This is a genomic window from Lysinibacillus composti, assembly GCF_016908465.1.
GTDB lineage: Bacteria > Bacillota > Bacilli > Bacillales_A > Planococcaceae > Ureibacillus > Ureibacillus composti_A.
In genome coordinates this window covers 300463-321578 of the sequence record NZ_JAFBDY010000001.1, presented here as the reverse complement: position 1 = coordinate 321578, position 21116 = coordinate 300463, and the positions used below count along the sequence as shown (strand labels likewise).

Here is a 21116-nt window from a genome sequence, read left to right as displayed (position 1 = left end):
ATTTACGCTTCGTCACTTTGTGCCTCCTAAAACCTTTTGTACAATCTACTTTCTAATATATAATGAATTTAACTATATTAAGTAAACAGTGGTGAATAGATTGAAATACTTTTTAACTGGTTCATTTCTTACAATCATAATATTAATTGGGATTTTCGGCTATCGTCAAAGTATTTTTTCAAATGAAACACTCCCCTATGATGACGAACAAAAAGATTTAAATCGTCAAATTACAATCCATTTTAGTCATGTTGTAGCCGAAAACACCCCAAAAGGTATGGCAGCTGAAAAATTTGCTCAACTAGTCGAGCAAAAAAGTAATGGGCGAGTGATCGTACAAGTCTATCCTAACGGTATGCTGTACAATGATGAAACAGAGTTTGAAGCGTTACAAGATGGGGAAATCCAAATGATTGCTCCTACTAACTCAAAAATGACTAGCCTTTTACCTGATTGGCAGATACTAGATCTCCCTTACATAATTGAAACACAGGACCAACTAAAAAATGTACTGCATGGGGACCTAAGTCAACAACTGTTAGCTGAATTAAAATCAATAAATGTAAAGGGGTTAACTTTTTGGAGTAATGGCTTTAAGCAAATTGCCGCGAGTTCATCACCAATTATCGAAGTTGACCAATTTCAAAATAAACGAATTCGAATGATGCCTAGTGATATTTTAGAAAAGCAATTTACATTATTAGGTGCAGAGCCTGTAAGTATTTCATTTAGTGATGTTTTTTATGAACTTCAAAATAATATTGTTGATGCACAGGAAAACACAATCTCTAATATATATTCTAAACAGTTTCATACAATGGAGAACAATATTACTTTATCGAATCATGGAATTCTTTGTTATGCCGTAATGATTAATGAACAATTTTGGAATGATTTAGATCCAGAAGTGCAAAAAATTATAGTTGATTCCTTAGACGAAATGAAAGATTGGCAACATGATTTTGCCATTGAGTTAAACAAAAATGACTTAAAGTACCTTTCAGAATATGAAAATGTAACATTGTATGAGCTTGATGAAACAAACAAGAAAGAATGGAAGGAAAAATTAGAACCACTATATGATTACTATTCTTCTAATGTTAATGAAGAATACTTTACTGAACTTTTACAAGAAGTTAATAAATAAACTAAAATTATTAAATTGAACAAAATGAACAAAAAAGTGCTAACAATATTTATATGTTAGCCTTTTTTATTTTGTACTATAACAAAGTATCTTCTCGATATAACAGTCGTATAACAGCTGAAATAGTATTATATCAATATTTCTCTTTTTATTTCGATAAATTGAACAAAATGAACGATAAAACCATTAAAAACAAAACCCCTTTTTCAGAAAATTATAAGTTAATATAAATCTAGTGAAAGCGATTCCAAAGCTTCATATTTTATAGGGGGATGAGAGAAAATGAAATTAGCTAAAAACCTTACTTTTCAAGTGATTACAGCTATCATATTAGGTATTATCGTTGGGGCGATTTGGCCAGAATTTGGTGCTAGTTTAAAAATATTAGCGGACTTATTCATTAAATTAATTAAAATGTTGATTGCACCAATTATCTTCTTAACCGTAGCAATCGGAATCGGTGCAATGGGGGATATGAAGAAAGTTGGTAAAATCGGTGGTAAAGCATTACTTTATTTCGAAATAGTTTCCACTATCGCATTAGCAATAGGAATTGCCGTTGCGTTAATTGTTAACGCAGGGGATGGCTTTGATACTTCAGCAGCTAATAATGCAGATGTATCTCAGTACACAACTGCAGCTGCAGAAAAAGACTTTAGTATTGGTGGTTTTGTCGCAGAAATTATTCCTGCTAACTTTGTAGGAGCATTAGCCAATGGAGAATTATTACCGACATTATTTGCTGCAGTTTTATTCGGTTTAGCAGCAGCAGCACTTGGTGAAAAAGCAAAACCAGTTATTTCATTCTTTGAAATCGTATCAGAGATTTTCTTTAAAATTGTAGGTATGGTTATGCGCTTCTCTCCAATTGGAGCATTCGGTGCAATGGCGTACACAATTGGTAACTTTGGAATGGGATCATTAAAAAGCTTAGGATTATTAATGGCTGCTATTTACCTTACAATGTTCATATTTATCGTCTTTGTCCTTGGGGCAATTGCTAAATTCTATGGTATTAATATCTTTAAATTTATTTCTTACATTAAACAAGAAATTTTCTTAGTAGTTGGTACATCATCATCAGAGTCTGCATTACCATCACTAATGAAAAAATTAGAAAGAATGGGTTGCTCTAAATCAACAGTCGGTTTAGTAGTCCCAACTGGTTATTCATTCAACCTAGACGGAACTGCAATTTATTTATCAATGGCGGCTCTATTTATTGCTCAAGCTTATGGTGTAGACCTTTCTTGGATTCAAATTATAACACTTCTAGGTATTCTAATGATTACATCAAAAGGAGCTGCGGGTGTTACAGGATCTGGTTTCATCGTATTAGCTGCAACATTAGCGGCATTCCCAATGATTCCTGTTGAGGGTATCTTCTTATTAATTGGTGTTGACCGATTCATGTCAGAAGCTCGTGCTGTTACGAATATCATCGGAAATGGTCTAGCAGCAGTTGTTATTTCTAAATCAGAAAAAGAGTTTGACGAAGCACAATACGAAGAATTAAAAGTAGCTCGTTCACATTCTTAATATAGAACAAAAAAAGAACAGTTTATCCTATTCGGAAAAACTGTTCTTTTTTATTGTTTACACTTAAATATATAAGACATTTGAAAGACTGAGAAACCTTTTCTTTCAGTTACAGGACAAAATGGTTAACTTTAAATAAAGGTAAATGGCTCTGTATTCACTTTTGATTCAATAAATTGTACAGATAGTTTTTTTTGCGAACAAAGTTCCATCATTTTTTGCGTAACACCTTTTATCATTACTTTTTCTACATGATGTCCAGGATCAACAATATTTAGCCCGATACTCTGTGCATCTTGGGCTACGTGAAAATACATATCTCCTGTTACAAATACATCAGCACCGGATCGTTTTGCAACATGTATATATTTATTTCCATCCCCACCAACGACGGCCACTTTTTTCACTTTTGCATTTTTATCTCCGACAACTCTCACAGTTGGGACGTCCAATTGCTTTTTAACATACTTTGCAAACTGTTCTAATGTCATTGGCTCATTAAGTGTCCCTACACGTCCTAGGCCCATTTGATCGGTTTCTACAGCTAATGTATATAAATCATAAGCAGGTTCTTCATAAGGATGTACATTTAACATCGCTTTTAATACTTTATTTTTTATTGAAGGTGGGAAGACAACTTCAATTTTCTCTTCATCTGTCACTTCAATTTCACCAATTTCACCAATAAATGGATCTGCGCCCTCTAACGGTCTAAAGCGCCCCTTCCCATCTGTTGAGAAGCTACAAGAATCATAATCCCCAATAGCTCCCGCGCCTATTTTCGATAGTTCAAGACGTAAGCGATCTGCATGGGAGTCTGGTACAAATACGGCTAATTTCATTAAATTTTCACTATATGTTTGCTCTAGGATTTGCCTGTTTTCTAATTGTAATGCATCAGCTAATAAATCATTTACCCCACCGTTAGCTACATCTAAATTAGTATGAGCTGCATACACAGCAACGTCATGTTTAATTAGTTTCTCATACAATTTACCTGCAGGTGTATCAGTACGTAAGTTTGAGAGTTTTCGGAAGATTGGTGGGTGGTGTGCAATAATTAATTGACAGCCATTTCGAATTGCCTCATCTGCAACCTCTTCATTGACATCAAGTGTTACCAACACCTTTGTTACTTCTTTATTTAATGTCCCAATAGCTAATCCAATCGGATCATTTTCCATACAAGCCAATTTTTTGGGTGACCAGCTTTCAAATAATTGAATCACTTCTTGTCCGTTTGCCGTCTTCACGCTTTTAATGCCTCCTTAACTAAAGAGATTAGATGATGTAATTCTTCGCGCTTTGCAATAATTTCTGGGCTTGGTTCTGCTTTTTCAATAGAGTTTAACACTCGCTCCCAATTCTCTATTTCTTTTTTCCACTTTTCGATAAATACATCCGATTTCTTTGCTAAAAGAAATTTACCTAATAAAACCTCCTCTTCCGTTAAAGTCATGTTTCCTCTTTGTAGAACAAGGACTTCATATATTTTTCCATCTTCATCTAATATTTCTTCATCAAGGATTGCCCAACCTTTTTCTAGTGCCCATTCTCGTATCACCTTCGCATGGATATTTGGTTGTAATATAAGTCTCGTCACTGATTTTAAGGCACCTTTTCCATTTTCTAGAATTGATACAATTAGTGGTCCGCCCATTCCCGCGATTGTAATCGTATCAACATGATCACTTTCTTGAACTGCCGCTAACCCATCTGCCAGTCGCACAGTAATTTTATCCGATAAATTTTCAGCCCTCACTTGCCGAACTGCTGAATCATATGGTCCCTTTACAACTTCGCCAGCAATCGCTTTGTTAATGATCCCCTTATGAATTAAATAACAAGGTAGGTATGCATGATCACTGCCAATATCCGCTACTACGGCTCCAGTTGGAACAAATGATGCCACCATTTCTAATCGTTTTGAAAGTTTTTGTGCATTCATTTTTTTATAAACCGCCTTTTTCTATATTTGCCGCTTCTATTATATTAGAAAAACACGAATCATCGCTACTATACAACAATTCGATGTGTGTTTTCTTTTGCGGATTCCCAAAACTTTTTGATCCTATCCGCGAAAAAAATAAATCCTTAGCCTAAAGACTAAGGATTTCGTAATAAATTATTTTAATGTTGAAATATAATCAGCAATCGCTTGAGCCTCTTCTGGTGTTTTCAAACCAGGAGTCATTGGTGTACCTTCAATACCATTTGTTAAGACATCCACGATATGTGCAGGATCTTGGCCAATAAGTTTTGGTCCCATACCACCAGTTAAATCACCGCCGTGACAGCCGATACATGCGCTTACCAATTCTTCACCGCTTGCTCCACCTTCTGCAGTTGCGCCGCCCTCTTCAGTTGCAGCTTCATCTCCATGAGCAGCGATTTCCTCTTTGTTACCAACACCTTCTAATGACAGGAAGAAAATAAGTCCGATACCGAATGCCATAATTAGGATATAAGGAATGATTGGATTGTTCTTCATATGTTACCCTCCCTTTTTTTATCATTTTTGCTTCTATTTAGTATAGAATCTGTTACCATACATTATTGTACTGCATTATTTCAAAAACGAAAAGACCTAAACGGTAACTTTTACAACTATTGTCACAATTGCAACATCTTTACTGATTATTAAGAATATGCCTTGCAATCACCATTTTTTGTATTTCTGATGTGCCTTCACCTATTTCTAATAATTTTGCATCTCTTAAGTATCTTTCCACTTCATACTCTCTCATATACCCATAACCACCATGAATTTGTATCGCTTCATCAGTAATTTCCATTGCTATCTCTGAGGCATAATATTTTGCGATTGCAGCTTCTTTCCCAAAAGCTCTTCCCTGATCTTTTAACCAGGCAGCTTTATAAACCATATTTCTAGCGAGTTCAATTTTCACCGCCATGTCAGCAAGTTTAAATTGAGTTACTTGGAATTCTGCCAACGTTTTCCCAAATTGTTTACGTTGCTTTGAATATTGAAGTGCTTTGTCAAATGCTGCTTGTGCAATTCCAACGGCCATGGCAGCTATCCCTATTCTTCCCCCATCTAATGTAATTAAAAACTGTTTAAAACCATTTCCACGTTTCCCAAGTAGATTTTTTTCAGAAACTGACACATCTTCAAATATTAATTCTGTTGTGTTCGAAGCATTTAATCCCATTTTGTCTGTTATTTCATTAATCGTAAAACCTTTAGAATCGGTTGGAACAATAATCGCACTAATCTCTTTTTTGTCAGCGTTTTGAGCAGTTATTGCGGTAATAGCAATATGCTTTGCATAACTCGCATTTGTTATAAAAACTTTTGAACCGTTGATTAGAAATTCTCCATCTTTTAAAGCAGCTTTTGTCTGAGTGCCTCCCGCATCTGACCCTGCATTCGATTCTGTCAAACCAAATGCACCAAAAGACTCCCCTGTACAAATTGGTACTAAATATTTTTCTTTTTGATCATTTGTTCCAAATAAATGAATAGGTGCTCCCCCTAAGGAGATATGGGCAGAATAAGTAATTCCAGTGGAAGCACAGGCACGACTTAACTCTTCAGTAACAATGGCGAAACTAATCGTATCCGCTCCAGCCCCTCCAAATTTCTCTGGAAAAGGTAACCCCATAATTCCCATATCCGCAAGTTGTTTAAACACTTTTATGGGGAAAGTTTTATTTCGATCTCTTTCAATTGCTTCGGGTGCAACGACTTCATCTGCAAACTCTTTTATCATTTTTAACAGCATTTTTTGTTCTTCTGTCAAATCGAAATTCATTATGAACACCCCTTTTATTTGTTATAGGCTTTTTGAATATAGCGTCAATAAAAAAAGCAATATCCCCTTTTAAGAGATATTGCTATTTTATTGATTAAGCAATCAATTTATATCCAATTAATACAATAAGACCTAAAGCTCCTGAAACCGTAAAATAAAGTAACTTTAATTTTAGACCGGATAACAGCCATAAAAGACAATTTGCAATTAATAATGCGTACAAAACCCATTCTTTTTGTTCAAAATAAGTTAAGCTTATTTTTACAGAAAGTCCAAAGATAAGTAGTGCGGCAGCAACTTGAAATAATGGAGCTAACAAATTTTTTTCCCTTGCTACTTTAAATGCAATAATAATAAAAGCTATTGATAATAATCCTATGAACAGAATCATTACTTCTGTTGCTTGGGCAGTCATAAAAAGTATTGCAAGTAAAGTTATTGAAACGAGTAAAACAAAAAAGTAAATAATGACCATGCGACGTTTCTCTTTTGATTTCACAGCTTTTTTATGACTCACCTCTTCTTCTAGCCCGTCATCATTTCCTTCTGTGTATAGTGTCATTAAAAAATCACAATATTGTTCTGGTAAAAGTTTACTTTGTTTCCAAAACAATATTTCATTTAGAATAATTTTCTTTCTTGCATTTGACATATGGTAATCTCCAAAACTGCATAATTATGTATATATTAATAGTTTAGCTTACTTTTTATATTGCATCTATAAAAATTACTAGATTCTTTTCATTTATAATTAATAATACGTAAAAAGACACCCAAAAAAGGATGTCTTTTTTATCATTATTCTAAGAAATCTTTAAGACGTTTACTACGTGATGGGTGTCTAAGTTTTCTTAATGCTTTTGCTTCGATTTGACGAATACGTTCGCGTGTAACTCCGAACACTTTCCCAACTTCTTCTAAAGTTCTTGTACGACCGTCATCTAAACCAAAACGAAGTCGAAGAACATTTTCTTCTCGATCCGTTAAAGTATCTAAAACATCTTCAAGCTGCTCTTTTAGCAATTCATATGCTGCATGATCAGAAGGAGATTGTGCCTCATGGTCCTCGATGAAATCACCTAAGTGGGAATCATCTTCCTCACCAATTGGCGTTTCTAAAGAAACCGGTTCCTGAGCAATTTTTAATATTTCACGAACTTTTTCAGGAGTTAAATCCATTTCTTCACCAATTTCTTCAGGTGATGGTTCACGCCCAAGATCTTGAAGTAATTGTCTTTGAACACGAATTAATTTATTAATCGTTTCAACCATGTGTACTGGAATACGAATCGTACGAGCTTGGTCTGCTATTGCACGAGTAATCGCTTGGCGAATCCACCAAGTTGCATAAGTAGAAAATTTAAACCCTTTTCGGTAATCAAATTTTTCAACTGCTTTAATTAATCCCATATTACCTTCTTGAATTAAATCTAAAAATAGCATTCCACGACCAACATATCGTTTCGCAATCGATACTACAAGACGTAAGTTAGCTTCTGCCAATCGTTTACGTGCTTCTTCATCCCCTTGTTCAATACGTTCTGCCAATCGAATCTCTTCTTCTGCAGAAAGCAAATCAACACGACCAATTTCTTTCAAGTACATTCTTACAGGGTCATTAATTTTAACGCCAGGAGGAACACTTAGGTCATTTAAATCAAATTCTTCTTCACTTGCCTCTTGTTTCGACAAGACTTCTTCTTCAAATTCTTCTTTACCGTTAACTTCGATTCCGAAGCTTTTTTCTATATCTTCTGCAAAATGGAAAACTTCCTCATTCTCCATTTCGTATGGTGCAAGTTTAGAAGAAATTTCTTGCATTGTAATTTCATTATCTTTTTTCGCTTTTTGTTGAAGAAGTGCTTTTACCTCTTCTACTGTTTGTCCGTTTACAACTTCTTTTGAATTCTCTGACTTGTCCGCCATAAACCTTCCTCCTTCTAACAACCGATTCGGGTTAAATCGCTGATAATGATTTCCTTAGGTTAATGATTTCTCTAGCGATTTCTAGTGCGCGTTTATGCTCATGCATTTTTTCCGCTTCCTGTGAATCATGCAGTAATTTAGTTATTTCTACTTCAATACGATGTTTTCGTAATTGTCTTAAGCTATCTGAAATTTCAGCTTCAACATGGTCAGGATCTTGCTCGACAAGAGCTGCCTCCATCACAATTTTTCGTAACTCTGAATCATCTAGAACTTCTAAAAATCTTTGGTAATCTGCTGATACATGCTCTTCATAAAAGCCTATTAGGCGAACAAATACAGCTATATATTCATCCCTAGCAAAAGGTTGAGGCTCATCACTATTGATAATCCTTTCAACCACTTCTGCATTTCGAAGCATATGTGATAGTAACAATCTTTCCGCTCTTTCTGTTGCATTTAGTGGTTTCTTTGGCTGAACATCAATTTTTGAGGGTTGGAGATTTGTTTGTTCAAATCGTTTATTACTTTTTACATCATCTGCCTCTAATTTTCGATATTGGGCATAAATAGCATCTTCAGAAATATTTGTTTCACTTGATAGTTGTTTAATATATAAATCACGCTCTATAGGTGAGGATCTACCAACAAGTTGCTCAAGCACTTCTTGAATGTATTGCAAAATATCATTTTCAAATTGGAAATTTTTATTTTTCCTCGCGTGCATCATCATGAAAGCAATATAGGCATGTGGTTTTTCTATTACTTGATTAACAAAAGATTCTGTTCCATACTTACGTATATAATCATCCGGATCTAATTTTTCAGGCAATAGAGCAATTTCAACATTTAATTTTTCGGCATGTAACATATCTGCAGCACGTTTCGCAGCTTCCCAACCAGCATGATCACCGTCATAACATAAAATAATTTTATCAACTAAGCGCTTAAGCTTTGTGACATGCTGAGTTGTTAGAGAGGTCCCCATAGTTGCAACCGCATTGTAGACGCCTGCTTGATTTGCAGCGAGTACATCAATAAATCCTTCCATTAATATGACTTGACGATTTTTACGTATGGAAGTTCTTGCTTTATCCAAGTTAAATAGAACTTGGCTTTTATGAAATATAGGTGTTTCTGGGCTATTTAAATATTTTGCATCATTTTCAGATGGATTGATGATACGTCCCGAAAATCCGATAATTTTCCCATTATCATTTCGAATCGGAAACATAATCCTTCCTCTAAATCGATCAAAATAAGTATGGTCACTTTCCTTCTGAATGATAAGCCCACATTCAGCCATATCTTCTAAATCGAAGCCTTTTTTTTCTAAGAGAATCGAAAGAGTGTCCCAAGCTGGTAGAGACCAACCTATACCATTCGTTTCGATATGCTCCTTTGTAAATCCTCTTTTTAGAAGATAATTTAACGCTTCCTCACCATCCTCTGTATTCATTAGCAAATGGTGATACATTTGCGCTGCAAATTCGTGTGCTTCAATCATTTTTTCTTCTCTTGATGAATATTGAGAAGTGTTTTTAGCCATACTATCATTTTGGATATCTAAATGCATACCAGCGCGAGAACCCAGTTTGATTACCGCATCAGGAAACGTAATATTTTCAATATCCATCACAAATGTAATGACATTACCACCTGCTCCACATCCAAAGCAATGGAAGATTTGTTTGTCTTGAGACACAGAAAATGAAGGTGTATTTTCACCATGGAATGGACATAATCCAAACCAGTTACGCCCTTTTTTCGTTAACTGCATATATTCGCCGATTACATCGACGATTTCTGATTGTGAACGAATTTGCTCAATTAACTGTTCTGGAATTTTACTACTCATAAAAATCACCAACTTAAATTGCTAATAACACAATTCGATATTAATTTGAAAAATCCTTTATTTTACGACAAAATAATTGATTTAGTCCTAACTAATTCGTTAAGTTTATTTTTACCACAATTTTTTATTATAAAACAATTATTTGATAATTTCCACTAATTTTATGAAAAAACATAAAAAAACCACCTTCTTAATGGACTACACCTCCAATAGTAAGATTATTTCTATTGATTCGGAGTGCAGTTTAATATTAAAAAGGTGGTCTTTAATTATCTTTATTGTTCAATTTGGTCCAAAATAACATTTGCTGTTTCTTCCACAGCACGATTTGTAACATCAATTACTGAACAACCAATTTTATTTACCACTTTATAAAAATGATTAATTTCTTGTTCAATGCGTGTTTGTTTTGCATACATCGCATCATCATTTAAGCCTAATGCAATTAATCTCTCCTTACGAATTATATTAAGCTTTTCCGGAGAAATGACTAAACCAAAACATTTTTTTGGATTTACCAAGTATAATTCTTCAGGCGGCTCTACTTCCGGGACTAATGGCACATTCGCAACTTTTAAACGTTTATGTGCTAAATACTGGGATAGAGGAGTTTTCGATGTTCTAGATACACCAATTAATACAACATCCGCTAGTAACAAGCCTCTTGGATCACGACCGTCATCATATTTAACAGCAAACTCAATTGCTTCAATTTTTCTAAAATAATCATCATCAAGTTTATGAACTAAACCAGGTTCTTGAAGAGGTTTTTCACCAGTGTGTTTCTCAATTAAACCAATCATAGGCCCTAATAAATCGAAACTTGCAACTTGGTGTTCTTTACATAGTTCAATCATTAAGTCGCGTTTACTTCGTTCAACTAATGTAAAGACAATTAAAGCATCTTGCATACTAGCAAGTTCTACTATGTTTTCAATATGCTCATCATTTTGAATATGTGGAAACTTCCGAATAATGGTATCTTCAAAGTCTGGTCTAAATTGTGTTGCAGCTGCCTTAACAACTTGTTCACCAGTCTCACCAACGGAATCTGAAACTACAAGTATTTTTAATGTTTTCAATTTACTACCCCTTATAAGTCATGAGTATCAGCTAAAGAAATAAATGCCTTTGTAATATTCGTTTTTGTTAAACGACCTATAATTTCTATTCCTTCTTCTTTTTCATTAATAACAGGTAAAGAATCGACTTGGCGCTCAATCAATTTTTTGGCTGCTAATATAAGAGAATCATTTTTTTTGCAATAAACAATATTTGGCATTCTAGTCATTATAATATGTACAGGAATTTTCGTTAAATCCTGAGAACCTATACTTGTTCGTAATAAATCTTTTCTTGAAAGAACACCTTGTAAAAAACCGTGATCATCAACAACAAAAAGTGTACCAACATCTTCTAAAAACATATGACAAATTGCATCATATACAGTCATATTCTCTGCCACAACTACAGGTACTGATTGAAAATCCTTCACCTTTAAATTCATCATGGATTCAGTGACTGTAGCCATTGTTTTTTTACCTGAGTAGAAATAGCCAACACGCGGCCTTGCATCTAAGAAGCCAGCCATTGTTAGTATGGCTAAATCAGGTCTTAATGTTGCACGAGTCAAATTTAGCCGCTCAGCAATTTGCTCGCCTGTGATTGGTCCATTTTCTTTCACAATTTGTAAAATAGTGTCCTGACGCTTATTGAGTTCTATTGGACTCACCCGCCTCAATTAATGTTATACTGATTACTAAATTATTATATACTATTTTCATTATATTTGCTAAGAAATGAGTTGCATGCTAAAATATTGACACAGTTGTCTTCTATTAATAATATTAATTAACAACTTAAAATATTTTTAGGCAATGATTGGGATAAAAATATCTTTTCACCTCAGCGAGTAGGGATTGGTGTAAGCCTACAAAGAAAAGAGAAACGGCACCCTTGAGCCAACTTTTTAAAAGAGGATTGTTTGAATTCAGCTAGCATTTAAAAGAATGTGAGCGCTTGACTTCTCAATAGAGAAGGTTGAAAAGAAAGCGTTTGTCATTAAAGGAACGAGGAGCGATTCAACCGGAGTGAACCTAACGTTCATGAGGATTGAATCGAGACGAGTGACGCAGAATGCTAGCGCTTGACTTCAACCGAACAATCAAGCGGGGTGGAACCGCGGGTGTAAACTACGCACTCGTCCCCGGGCAAACAAAAATGCCCGGAGACGGGTGCTTTTCTATTTTTTATATAGGAGGAAATAAACATGACAGAAAAATCTATGGAAACAATCGTAAGTCTTGCAAAACAACGTGGTTTTGTCTTCCCTGGTTCAGATATCTACGGAGGATTAGCTAACACTTGGGATTATGGTCCACTTGGTGTTGAACTTAAAAATAATGTAAAAAAAGCTTGGTGGCAAAAATTTGTTCAAGAATCTCAATACAATGTTGGACTTGATGCTGCAATCTTAATGAATCCTCGTGCATGGGTAGCTTCAGGACACGTTGGTAATTTCAACGATCCTATGATTGACTGTAAAGCATGTAAAGCACGCCACCGCGCTGATAAACTTATTGAGGAAGCTTCTCTAGAAAAAACAGGGAAAGAAATTATTGTCGATGGTATGAGCTTCGATCAAATGAAAGCAAAAATGGAAGAATTAGAAGTTGTATGTCCTGAATGTGGTAAAAATGACTTCACAGATATTCGCCAATTTAACCTAATGTTCAAGACATTCCAAGGTGTAACAGAAAGTTCTACAAATGAAATCTATTTACGCCCTGAAACAGCGCAAGGTATTTTTGTTAACTTCAAAAATGTTCAACGTTCAATGCGTAAACGCACACCATTTGGTATTGCTCAAATCGGTAAATCATTCCGTAATGAAATTACTCCTGGTAACTTTACATTCCGTACACGTGAATTCGAACAAATGGAACTTGAATTCTTCTGTAAGCCAGGTGAGGATCTTGAGTGGCACGCATATTGGAAAGAATTCTGTAAAAATTGGTTACTAAACCTTGGCATGAAGGAAGAAAGCATGCGTCTTCGTGACCATGAACAAGATGAATTATCTCACTATTCGAATGCAACAACTGATATCGAATTCCGCTTCCCATTTGGTTGGGGCGAACTTTGGGGTGTTGCTGACCGTACAGATTTTGACTTAAAACAACATATGGAACATTCAGGTGAAGATTTCACTTATATTGACCCAATTTCAAATGAACGATATGTACCTTATTGTATCGAACCATCATTAGGTGCAGACCGTGTGACATTAGCATTCCTTTGCGATGCTTATGACGAAGAAGAACTTGAAGGTGGAGATGTTCGTACAGTTTTACGCTTCCACCCTGCCCTTGCACCATTCAAGGCTGCTGTTTTACCACTATCTAAAAAATTAGCAGATGAAGCTGGTCAAGTTTGGGATGATTTACGTAAGGCATTTCCTGTCGATTACGATGAATCACAATCCATTGGTAAACGTTATCGTCGTCAAGACGAAATTGGTACACCATTCTGTATAACTTATGACTTTGACTCTAAAGAAGACGGACAAGTAACAGTACGTCACCGCGATTCTATGGATCAAGTTCGTATGCCTATTACAGAAGTTAAATCGTATATCGAAAAGCATTTACAATTTTAATTCAAACATAAAAGAGGGCTGTCTAGTAAAAACTCTAGACAACCCTCTTTTTTATTACAAAACTCCCATTCTTAATGAATAATTTTTCCCATTTTGGCATAATATTGGTAGTGGGGAATATCACGTTTAAGGGGGATTAATAATGTTCTTTCAAGTATCTTCAAAACAAATGGTCGTTCCAAAAGAGCAAGAGGTTACAAAAGATTTATACGATCAACTCCAGTTCATTGTTACCACATTACTTCAAAGAGAGATCCCATCAGGTAACGCAATGCACCAAATTCTTTTTAAAGCGAATATTCAACTTGAAGAATTACGCCAATCCACCGCTTATCATCGCAAACATATTTCAATGAATAATAAAATCGGAATTTTTCACAAAGAGGCATATGAATTAACTCTTAAACAATTAAATCAACTTCAATTAATCATAGATTCATATATAAGCTTGAACAATGAAGATGATCGCAAACGTTTGAATCGTCGGTTATCTTTAGTGGACAACCAAATTAATGAATTATACTTACAAGTAAATGAATTCACAAAAGTAAAAACTAAAACAATTCGGGATATAGAAGAGAAGTTTTGGAAAGCTGTAAAAGAAGACTTATTTCCTTTGTTAGCAGAAATAAGATAATTTATACATCTTGTGAATGAAAGTGACCGATTCAAATACTTATAATCGGTCATTTTTTTATATAATTTATTAAACTTTCCTTTAAAAAATACCAACTCAAATATGGTGGTTGCATTTTTTTATTCACTCTGATTTGGTTGTTTTCTAAATTGGAGTTCAGGTGTTCTTTCTAATTGTTCAATAAATGTGCGTGATTTTAAACGCATACCTGTTTGTTCCTCATAGATTGTTGTCACAATTTTTTTTATAAATTGTTTTGTCTCCCGTTTTAAATCTAGTTTTCCCACTTGCTCAATTGGTACACTGTGAAACATTCGAATTAGTTGAAGTTGCTTTGGTGTTAAACGAATAATATAAGGATCTAAATGAAAACAACGATGACATAGAAACCCGCCTTGTGAGAAAGAATACGCAAACTCCCCATCTACTGATCCACAAGAAGCACATGCATGGAGAATCGGTTGAATACCTGCATAAGGAAGTAGCTTCCAATCTACAAACAAAGTAATTGCTTCTGGGTCGTATCCCTCTTCAATTGCATGTAAAGATTGTTGTAAAACCTCAAATGCAAAAGGCTCAGGTCGCCCTTCCTCAATTAATCTATCAATTAATTCAACTATATAACTTGCATAAGCCGTAGCAATTATATCCGTCTGTATAGTTCGCATTGAATCTAAATGTTCGCCCTGTTGGAGTGTTCCCATTCCCGTAGTTCTTTGTATCATATAGACCCCATGCATAAATGTTTGAGTTATACCAGCTAATCGACTTGTTGGTTTTTTAGCGCCTCGAGCCATTGCTGCTACCTTTCCAGCCTCTCTTGTCATTAATGTTACGATTTTATTAGATTCACCATAGGATTTTGTTTTTAAAACGATTCCTTCCCATTTGTTGAGCATAGCTGGCACTTCCTTTTAAATTTAACTATTGCTTATATAGAAAAAGAACACCTACAAAATGTTGTAGGTATTCTTTTAGCCCTAATCAATCTCTTAATTAAATTAATATTCGTCTTCTCGATAGCCAAAGTCACGTAAATGTGTTGATTTATTACGCCAATCCTTTTGTACTTTTACCCAAAGTTCTAAATAGACTTTAGAGCCTAAAAGCAATTCAATGTCTTTTCTTGCTAAAGAACCAACTTCTTTTAATAATGCGCCTCGTTTCCCAATGACTATACCCTTTTGAGAATCTCTTTCAACCATGATTGTTGCCTGTACACGAATCATATTTTCATTTTCATCATCTCGTTTAATACGGTCAATGACTACAGCTATTGAATGAGGAATTTCTTCACGTGTTAAATGAAGTACTTTTTCACGAATAAGCTCTGAAATAATGAATCGTTCAGGGTGGTCTGTCACTTGGTCAGCAGGATAATATTGTGGGCCTTGTGGTAAGTATTTTTCAATGACTTCCAATAAATTATCAACATTGTTCCCTTGAAGCGCTGAGATAGGAATAATTTCAGCAAAATTATATTTCGACTTGTATGAGTCAATAATTCCAACAATCTCATCTGGATGGATTTGATCAATTTTATTTACAACTAAAAATACTGGAGTTTGAGTCCCTTCAAGTAATTCTAAGATAAACTCGTCTCCCTTACCAAGTCCTTGTTCAGCATTTACCATAAACATAATTACATCGACTTCTCGTAAAGTATTTTTTGATACTTTAATCATAAATTCGCCTAGTTTATGTTTTGGTTTATGAATTCCAGGTGTATCAATAAAAATCATTTGGCTTTGTTCTCTTGTTAGAACACCTTGAATTTTATTGCGTGTTGTTTGAGGTTTATCAGACATGATAGCAATTTTTTGCCCAATTACTCGATTAAGAAATGTAGATTTACCTACGTTTGGTCGTCCGATAATAGATATAAAACCTGATTTATAATTACTGTTTTCTTGCATTATTTTAAATCCTCCGGAGAAAAGGCGAATGGTAACAACTCGCCTACAGTTGTTTCTTGAACAGCACCTTTTAAATTTGTTAAATATACAGGCATTGTTGGGTCACAAAATTCAGCCATGACTTGTCTGCAAGCACCACATGGAGCACAAGGTCCATCTGTATCAGCTACTATAGCAATTGCTTTAAACTTTTTAACCCCTTCAGAAACAGCTTTAAAGAAAGCAGTTCGTTCTGCACAGTTTGTCATACTATAGCCCGCATTTTCAATATTGCAACCACGATAAACTGAACCATCTTCTGCTAACAGTGCAGCGCCCACTTGAAAATTAGAATATGGAACATACGCTTTTTCACGAGCAATTTTAGATTGTTCAATTAATGAATTCTTATCTATAGACATGGAAAAATCCTCCCTAAATAAACCATTTTGGAATAAAAATTAGTAATCCGATTATAACACTTGCTAGTGCAAATACAAGTACTGCACCAGCTGCAGCATCCTTTGCTCTTTTTGCTAATGGATGGATATCGGGCGATGCTAAATCAACCACATTCTCAATTGCTGTATTAATTAATTCAGCACCAATAACAATAGAGATGATTAATATTAGTACTAGCCATTCGACTTGGTTTAACCCTGTCCATAAGCCTGCAATAATGACAATAATAGCACTTAGAAAATGGATGCGCATATTTTGTTGTTCGAATGACATAACAATTCCATAAAATGCAAAACCGAATGATTTAATGAACTTACGAACGTTCATTAAAATCACGACCTAGGCCAAAAGATGATAATATTTCATCTTGCTTACCAAACATCGTTTTTTCGTCTTCCGGTGTCATATGGTCGTAACCTAATAAGTGTAAAAAGCCATGGACTGCTAAAAAGCCAAGTTCACGTTCAAAAGAGTGACCATATTCTACAGCTTGCTCTTTCGTTCGATCAGTTGAGATAATGATGTCACCTAAAACACGTGGAATCCCTTCACCAACTATTTCTACTTCACCTTCACCTAATTCTTCTAAGGCAAAAGATATAACATCGGTTGGTTGATCTTTGTCTCGGTACTGCTTGTTAATTTCATGAATAGCTTCATTCGTAACGAATGTAACAGAAACTTCGCTACCATCCTCAATCTTTTCTACTTCAGACGCATGTTGTAGTAGTTTTTCAACTAATTCCAAATGCTCTTCTTTTACTTCATTTGTTTCATCTAAAAAATCAATTACTAAGGCCATTCTTTTCCTCCAACTCACATAGTAGTCCTTCTGATTAAAACATACTTTTACTCAGATGGTGGTTTCTATATCTTGCGTTCTTATTTTATGATAACCGTTTAAAAAAGAAGTTAGCCTTCTTTTGGATACTCAATTCGCGAATGGAAAATACCATTTAACGTTTCGCATAATACTTCTTCAATAATTTTCAATTCTTTTATTGATACATCACAATCATCAAATTGATTTTCTTGTAAACGCCCTTTAATAATTGAATGCACTAATTCTTGAATTTTCTCGGGATTCGGTTGTTTCATTGAACGAACAGCAGCTTCTACACTATCTGCTATGTTCACTACCGCCGCCTCTTTTGTTTGAGGTTTTGGACCAGGGTATGTGAAATCATTTTCATTGACTTCTTGCCCTTCCTCTTTTGCTTTAAAAAAGAAGTATTTTAACTTACCTGTACCATGATGCTGCAAAGCAATATCAATAATTTCTTGCGGCATTTTGTGTTTCCTTAGAAGATCTGCTCCATCTGTCGTATGGGCAATAATAATTTCTGCACTTCTTTCAGGAGGTAAGGAATCATGAGGGTTAATACCCGACACTTGATTTTCAATGAAGAAAGCTGGCCTACGGGTTTTACCTACATCATGATAATAACAACCTACACGAGCTAATAAACCATCTGCCCCAATCGCTTCACATGCTGCTTCAGCCAAATTAGCAACCATTACACTATGATGATAAGTACCAGGTGTTTCCGTTAATATTTTTTTCAGTAATGGATGATTAGGATTCGTTAATTCAATAAGTCTCATTGTCGACAATAGCCCAAAGGCTGATTCAAAAAATGGTAACAAGCCCATTGTTAAAGCACCTGATAATAATGCAGAAACAATTCCAGCTATAGCATAAAACATTAGCTCGACAAGGCCATAGTTTGTTTGTGACATTAACAAATAACAAGTAATAAATAATAAATTAGTTGCAGAGACAATCCCCACGACATGGAGTAAATGGGCATTTGTTTCTATCTTACGTACAAAGAATAGACTAGATAATCCACCAAATAAAATATAAAGCGCTATATCCATTTGTAAAACTGCAGAATACCCCTCTTGGAAAATGACTCCTGCAGAAGTAGCTGTTAATACGGTAACTAGTATTGCTGCTTTTTCAGTAGCTAACAACCTAACTAGCATTGTTGCTAATGCGGTTGGAAATAGAAAAGAGACTGCTACATCGAACTCTGTCGTAACGAGACTCATTAACTTCATTAAAATAACTGACAGTGAATAAACAATCGTAGATAATAACACTGAATTTACTTTTTTTGAAGTTTCTATTTTCTCACGATCAAAATAAATGAATAAAAATGCCATTTGGATAAAAATTAACATCATTAATCCAACAACAGGTTTAAGGGAGGTATTGTTATTTAATAATCCAAGAAACTCTAACTGACGATAGACTTCACGATCAATTAATTCACCCTCTTGGACAATGATTTGCCCTTGAAGAATTCTTGTTGGCTCAACTGCTTCACGAGCTTGCTGTTTTAACTCTTCTGTTTGATTTTCATCTAATAGTTCTGTTTCTGAAATTGCAGCCCTACCTATAACTATTAGTGCACTTAGTAATGCTTCTTCCACTTGAAGCTGTTGCCTAATTTTACTTTCTATTTCATTTCGTTGATAAGTAATTTGCTCATATCTAATTGGCTCACTAAGTGTTGTTCCCACTAATTTCGAGAGAGTTTTACTTGCAGAAACAATATTTTCCTCATTTGATGTTAACAACATTTGTAGATGATAATTTGTTAATGATAATTGAGATTGACTGTCTGTAATATCTTTTAATCTTTTTCTTAGTTCTTCAATTTGCTCTTCAATGGGTGGTTTACTATTTTTGTCTAGAGTCTTATATTCCGATCTCAAATCTATCACGATATCTAAAATACTAGTGACGAGCGCCGATCTATGCTCTGCTATATCTTTACTGAATACGTATACGGGTTCAACCGCTTGCTCTGCACTATCCCTCTCCTGTTCAGTCTTTTCTGTATCTTCTAACGTCTTCGCCGAGCGAATCGTCTCCGGAGCTAATTGAAAAGGTTGTATATCATATGTAATTCCCCGAACATTCCCGACCATCATAAAGAATTGTAAAAGTCCTGTTATGAAAAGTACTATGACCAAAAAAGTACGAAAACTTATTAAATTCATAATTTTGTTTAAGTGCCTATCCATTCTGCACCCCCAAGATAGCATATATACTAGTTTACCAATTTATTAATAGTTTTTCATGATTTGTTATGTATTCTTTTAATAAAATTCGTAATAATTTTATGTAATGATTTTTACAAGCCATTTACAGACAATTTGACGTTCATTTACATTCAAATTATAAAAATAAAAAAAGTTGTCTCAAAGGTACGTCCTGAGACAACTTTTATCTGATGTTCCATACAATTATAATTCTTGGTCTGTGTATGATTTAATAATTTTTGAAACCAACGGATGACGTACAATGTCACCAGCCTCTAAGATTTGGAAGTGAATATCTTTTACATATTTTAAAGTCCGTTCAGCAATGATTAAACCAGATTCCGTATTTTTAGGTAAGTCAATTTGGGTTTTATCCCCAGTGATCACCATTTTTGAACCAAACCCTAAACGAGTTAAAAACATCTTCATTTGCATATGCGTAGTATTTTGCGCCTCGTCAAGAATTACAAAGGCATCATCTAATGTACGTCCGCGCATATATGCTAATGGTGCGATTTCAATTGTCCCTCTCTCGATTAAACGACCCGTTTGTTCTGCACCATATATATCATGCAAAGCGTCATAAAGTGGACGTAAATATGGATCGACTTTTTCTTTTAAATCCCCAGGTAAAAAACCTAATGATTCACCCGCTTCAACTGCTGGTCGAGTTAAAATGATTCGTTTTACATGTCCATTTTTTAATGCCTGTGTGGCCATTACAACAGCTATATAAGTTTTCCCTGTTCCAGCTGGTCCAATTCCAAATACAAGGTCATTATGGCGAATTGCTCTTATGTACTCGCGCTGACCAATTGTTTTTGCTCGAATCGGTTTCCCTTTAGAAGTGCGTGCGATTTCCTCATCATATAGCTCTGCAAAATATTCAATTGTACCTTTATTCAACATTTCGATTGCAGTCGATACATCACGTAAATCGATATTAATTCCTTTACGAATTACTTTTATTAGCTCTTTTAATAGGACTGTTACCTGTTGTTTTTGCTGACCGTCTCCTGCAATTTGTATAACTTCACCACGAGTAATAATTTGAACTTTAAATGTTTCTTCAATTAATTTTAAATTGGCATCTGACATTCCAAGTAGCATGACAGCTTCATTCGGGTTTTCAACTTGTAATTCTGATAGTTGTTCTGACATAGA

The 21116-nt window shown here is 34.8% G+C and carries 20 protein-coding genes; 4 read left to right on the top strand and 16 right to left on the bottom strand.

Annotated features, from left to right (window positions below):
• Positions 1-100 precede the first annotated feature (100 nt).
• Both JOD29_RS01500 and JOD29_RS01495 read left to right on the top strand, forming a co-directional pair.
• Positions 101-1147: a DctP family TRAP transporter solute-binding subunit gene (locus JOD29_RS01500; protein ID WP_124762084.1), complete on the top strand. Its 1047-nt coding sequence runs from the start codon at positions 101-103 to the stop codon at positions 1145-1147.
• A 282-nt stretch (positions 1148-1429) separates the two neighbouring features.
• Entirely contained in the window at positions 1430-2686 is a 1257-nt protein-coding gene (locus tag JOD29_RS01495; RefSeq protein WP_124762086.1) for a dicarboxylate/amino acid:cation symporter, read from the top strand.
• A 131-nt stretch (positions 2687-2817) separates the two neighbouring features.
• Here JOD29_RS01495 and JOD29_RS01490 read toward each other — a convergent pair whose 3' ends face one another.
• The 9 genes from JOD29_RS01490 to ccpN form a co-directional block, all read right to left on the bottom strand.
• Positions 2818-3939: a Nif3-like dinuclear metal center hexameric protein gene (locus tag JOD29_RS01490; protein ID WP_124762088.1), complete on the bottom strand. Its 1122-nt coding sequence runs from the start codon at positions 3937-3939 to the stop codon at positions 2818-2820.
• Complete coding sequence (locus JOD29_RS01485) at positions 3936-4634, bottom strand: tRNA (adenine(22)-N(1))-methyltransferase (RefSeq protein ID WP_124762090.1); 699 nt, start codon at positions 4632-4634, stop codon at positions 3936-3938. Before JOD29_RS01485 ends, JOD29_RS01490 begins: the two co-directional genes overlap by 4 nt.
• A 177-nt stretch (positions 4635-4811) precedes the next feature.
• Entirely contained in the window at positions 4812-5177 is a 366-nt protein-coding gene (locus JOD29_RS01480) for a c-type cytochrome (RefSeq protein ID WP_124762092.1), read from the bottom strand.
• A gap of 139 nt (positions 5178-5316) precedes the next feature.
• Positions 5317-6462, bottom strand: coding sequence for an acyl-CoA dehydrogenase family protein (locus tag JOD29_RS01475; protein ID WP_124762094.1), 1146 nt, complete (start codon positions 6460-6462; stop codon positions 5317-5319).
• A gap of 94 nt (positions 6463-6556) precedes the next feature.
• Positions 6557-7114, bottom strand: coding sequence for a hypothetical protein (locus tag JOD29_RS01470; protein ID WP_124762096.1), 558 nt, complete (start codon positions 7112-7114; stop codon positions 6557-6559).
• 146 nt (positions 7115-7260) lie between these two features.
• Positions 7261-8388 (bottom strand): RNA polymerase sigma factor RpoD, encoded by a 1128-nt coding sequence (gene rpoD, locus JOD29_RS01465; protein WP_124762098.1) that lies wholly within the window; start codon positions 8386-8388, stop codon positions 7261-7263.
• Between the two features lie 31 nt (positions 8389-8419).
• Entirely contained in the window at positions 8420-10246 is a 1827-nt protein-coding gene (gene dnaG, locus JOD29_RS01460) for a DNA primase (RefSeq protein ID WP_124762100.1), read from the bottom strand.
• A gap of 275 nt (positions 10247-10521) precedes the next feature.
• Positions 10522-11328 carry a pyruvate, water dikinase regulatory protein gene (locus tag JOD29_RS01455; RefSeq protein ID WP_124762102.1) on the bottom strand — a complete coding sequence of 269 codons (807 nt, stop codon included), beginning with the start codon at positions 11326-11328 and terminating at the stop codon, positions 10522-10524.
• Between the two features lie 11 nt (positions 11329-11339).
• Positions 11340-11978: a transcriptional regulator CcpN gene (gene ccpN, locus JOD29_RS01450; RefSeq protein WP_124762104.1), complete on the bottom strand. Its 639-nt coding sequence runs from the start codon at positions 11976-11978 to the stop codon at positions 11340-11342.
• A gap of 537 nt (positions 11979-12515) precedes the next feature.
• On the opposite strand from ccpN, the gene JOD29_RS01445 reads away from it, so the two are divergent.
• Together JOD29_RS01445 and JOD29_RS01440 are read left to right on the top strand one after the other, a co-directional pair.
• Positions 12516-13904 carry a glycine--tRNA ligase gene (locus tag JOD29_RS01445; protein WP_124762106.1) on the top strand — a complete coding sequence of 463 codons (1389 nt, stop codon included), beginning with the start codon at positions 12516-12518 and terminating at the stop codon, positions 13902-13904.
• Positions 13905-14046: 142 nt separating this feature from the next.
• Positions 14047-14541 (top strand): hypothetical protein, encoded by a 495-nt coding sequence (locus tag JOD29_RS01440; protein WP_124762108.1) that lies wholly within the window; start codon positions 14047-14049, stop codon positions 14539-14541.
• 119 nt (positions 14542-14660) lie between these two features.
• Here JOD29_RS01440 and recO read toward each other — a convergent pair whose 3' ends face one another.
• The 7 genes from recO to JOD29_RS01405 form a co-directional block, all read right to left on the bottom strand.
• Entirely contained in the window at positions 14661-15440 is a 780-nt protein-coding gene (recO, locus tag JOD29_RS01435) for a DNA repair protein RecO (RefSeq protein WP_124762110.1), read from the bottom strand.
• Between the two features lie 102 nt (positions 15441-15542).
• Complete coding sequence (gene era, locus JOD29_RS01430; RefSeq protein WP_124762112.1) at positions 15543-16457, bottom strand: GTPase Era; 915 nt, start codon at positions 16455-16457, stop codon at positions 15543-15545.
• Positions 16457-16858 carry a cytidine deaminase gene (locus JOD29_RS01425; protein ID WP_192894175.1) on the bottom strand — a complete coding sequence of 134 codons (402 nt, stop codon included), beginning with the start codon at positions 16856-16858 and terminating at the stop codon, positions 16457-16459. Before JOD29_RS01425 ends, era begins: the two co-directional genes overlap by 1 nt.
• A gap of 13 nt (positions 16859-16871) precedes the next feature.
• Positions 16872-17225 (bottom strand): diacylglycerol kinase family protein, encoded by a 354-nt coding sequence (locus JOD29_RS01420; protein WP_124762114.1) that lies wholly within the window; start codon positions 17223-17225, stop codon positions 16872-16874.
• A complete protein-coding gene (ybeY, locus tag JOD29_RS01415) occupies positions 17212-17700 on the bottom strand; it encodes an rRNA maturation RNase YbeY (protein WP_124762116.1) in 489 nt (162 codons plus the stop codon). The genes JOD29_RS01420 and ybeY overlap by 14 nt, the downstream gene beginning before the upstream one ends.
• A 110-nt stretch (positions 17701-17810) precedes the next feature.
• Positions 17811-19934: an HD family phosphohydrolase gene (locus JOD29_RS01410; RefSeq protein ID WP_124762118.1), complete on the bottom strand. Its 2124-nt coding sequence runs from the start codon at positions 19932-19934 to the stop codon at positions 17811-17813.
• Positions 19935-20156: 222 nt separating this feature from the next.
• Positions 20157-21113, bottom strand: coding sequence for a PhoH family protein (locus JOD29_RS01405; protein WP_124762120.1), 957 nt, complete (start codon positions 21111-21113; stop codon positions 20157-20159).
• Positions 21114-21116 lie beyond the last annotated feature (3 nt).

What these genes read in the sequence shown, in the direction of transcription:
- JOD29_RS01495 (WP_124762086.1), top strand. Translation starts at nt 1,430, where the DNA reads ATGAAATTAGCTAAAAACCTTACTTTTCAAGTGATTACAGCTATCATA.
- JOD29_RS01485 (WP_124762090.1), bottom strand. Translation starts at nt 4,634, where the DNA reads ATGAATGCACAAAAACTTTCAAAACGATTAGAAATGGTGGCATCATTT.
- JOD29_RS01480 (WP_124762092.1), bottom strand. Translation starts at nt 5,177, where the DNA reads ATGAAGAACAATCCAATCATTCCTTATATCCTAATTATGGCATTCGGT.
- JOD29_RS01475 (WP_124762094.1), bottom strand. Translation starts at nt 6,462, where the DNA reads ATGAATTTCGATTTGACAGAAGAACAAAAAATGCTGTTAAAAATGATA.
- JOD29_RS01470 (WP_124762096.1), bottom strand. Translation starts at nt 7,114, where the DNA reads ATGTCAAATGCAAGAAAGAAAATTATTCTAAATGAAATATTGTTTTGG.
- rpoD (WP_124762098.1), bottom strand. Translation starts at nt 8,388, where the DNA reads ATGGCGGACAAGTCAGAGAATTCAAAAGAAGTTGTAAACGGACAAACA.
- dnaG (WP_124762100.1), bottom strand. Translation starts at nt 10,246, where the DNA reads ATGAGTAGTAAAATTCCAGAACAGTTAATTGAGCAAATTCGTTCACAA.
- JOD29_RS01445 (WP_124762106.1), top strand. Translation starts at nt 12,516, where the DNA reads ATGACAGAAAAATCTATGGAAACAATCGTAAGTCTTGCAAAACAACGT.
- JOD29_RS01440 (WP_124762108.1), top strand. Translation starts at nt 14,047, where the DNA reads ATGTTCTTTCAAGTATCTTCAAAACAAATGGTCGTTCCAAAAGAGCAA.
- recO (WP_124762110.1), bottom strand. Translation starts at nt 15,440, where the DNA reads ATGCTCAACAAATGGGAAGGAATCGTTTTAAAAACAAAATCCTATGGT.
- era (WP_124762112.1), bottom strand. Translation starts at nt 16,457, where the DNA reads ATGCAAGAAAACAGTAATTATAAATCAGGTTTTATATCTATTATCGGA.
- JOD29_RS01425 (WP_192894175.1), bottom strand. Translation starts at nt 16,858, where the DNA reads ATGTCTATAGATAAGAATTCATTAATTGAACAATCTAAAATTGCTCGT.
- JOD29_RS01420 (WP_124762114.1), bottom strand. Translation starts at nt 17,225, where the DNA reads ATGAACGTTCGTAAGTTCATTAAATCATTCGGTTTTGCATTTTATGGA.
- ybeY (WP_124762116.1), bottom strand. Translation starts at nt 17,700, where the DNA reads ATGGCCTTAGTAATTGATTTTTTAGATGAAACAAATGAAGTAAAAGAA.
- JOD29_RS01410 (WP_124762118.1), bottom strand. Translation starts at nt 19,934, where the DNA reads ATGGATAGGCACTTAAACAAAATTATGAATTTAATAAGTTTTCGTACT.
- JOD29_RS01405 (WP_124762120.1), bottom strand. Translation starts at nt 21,113, where the DNA reads ATGTCAGAACAACTATCAGAATTACAAGTTGAAAACCCGAATGAAGCT.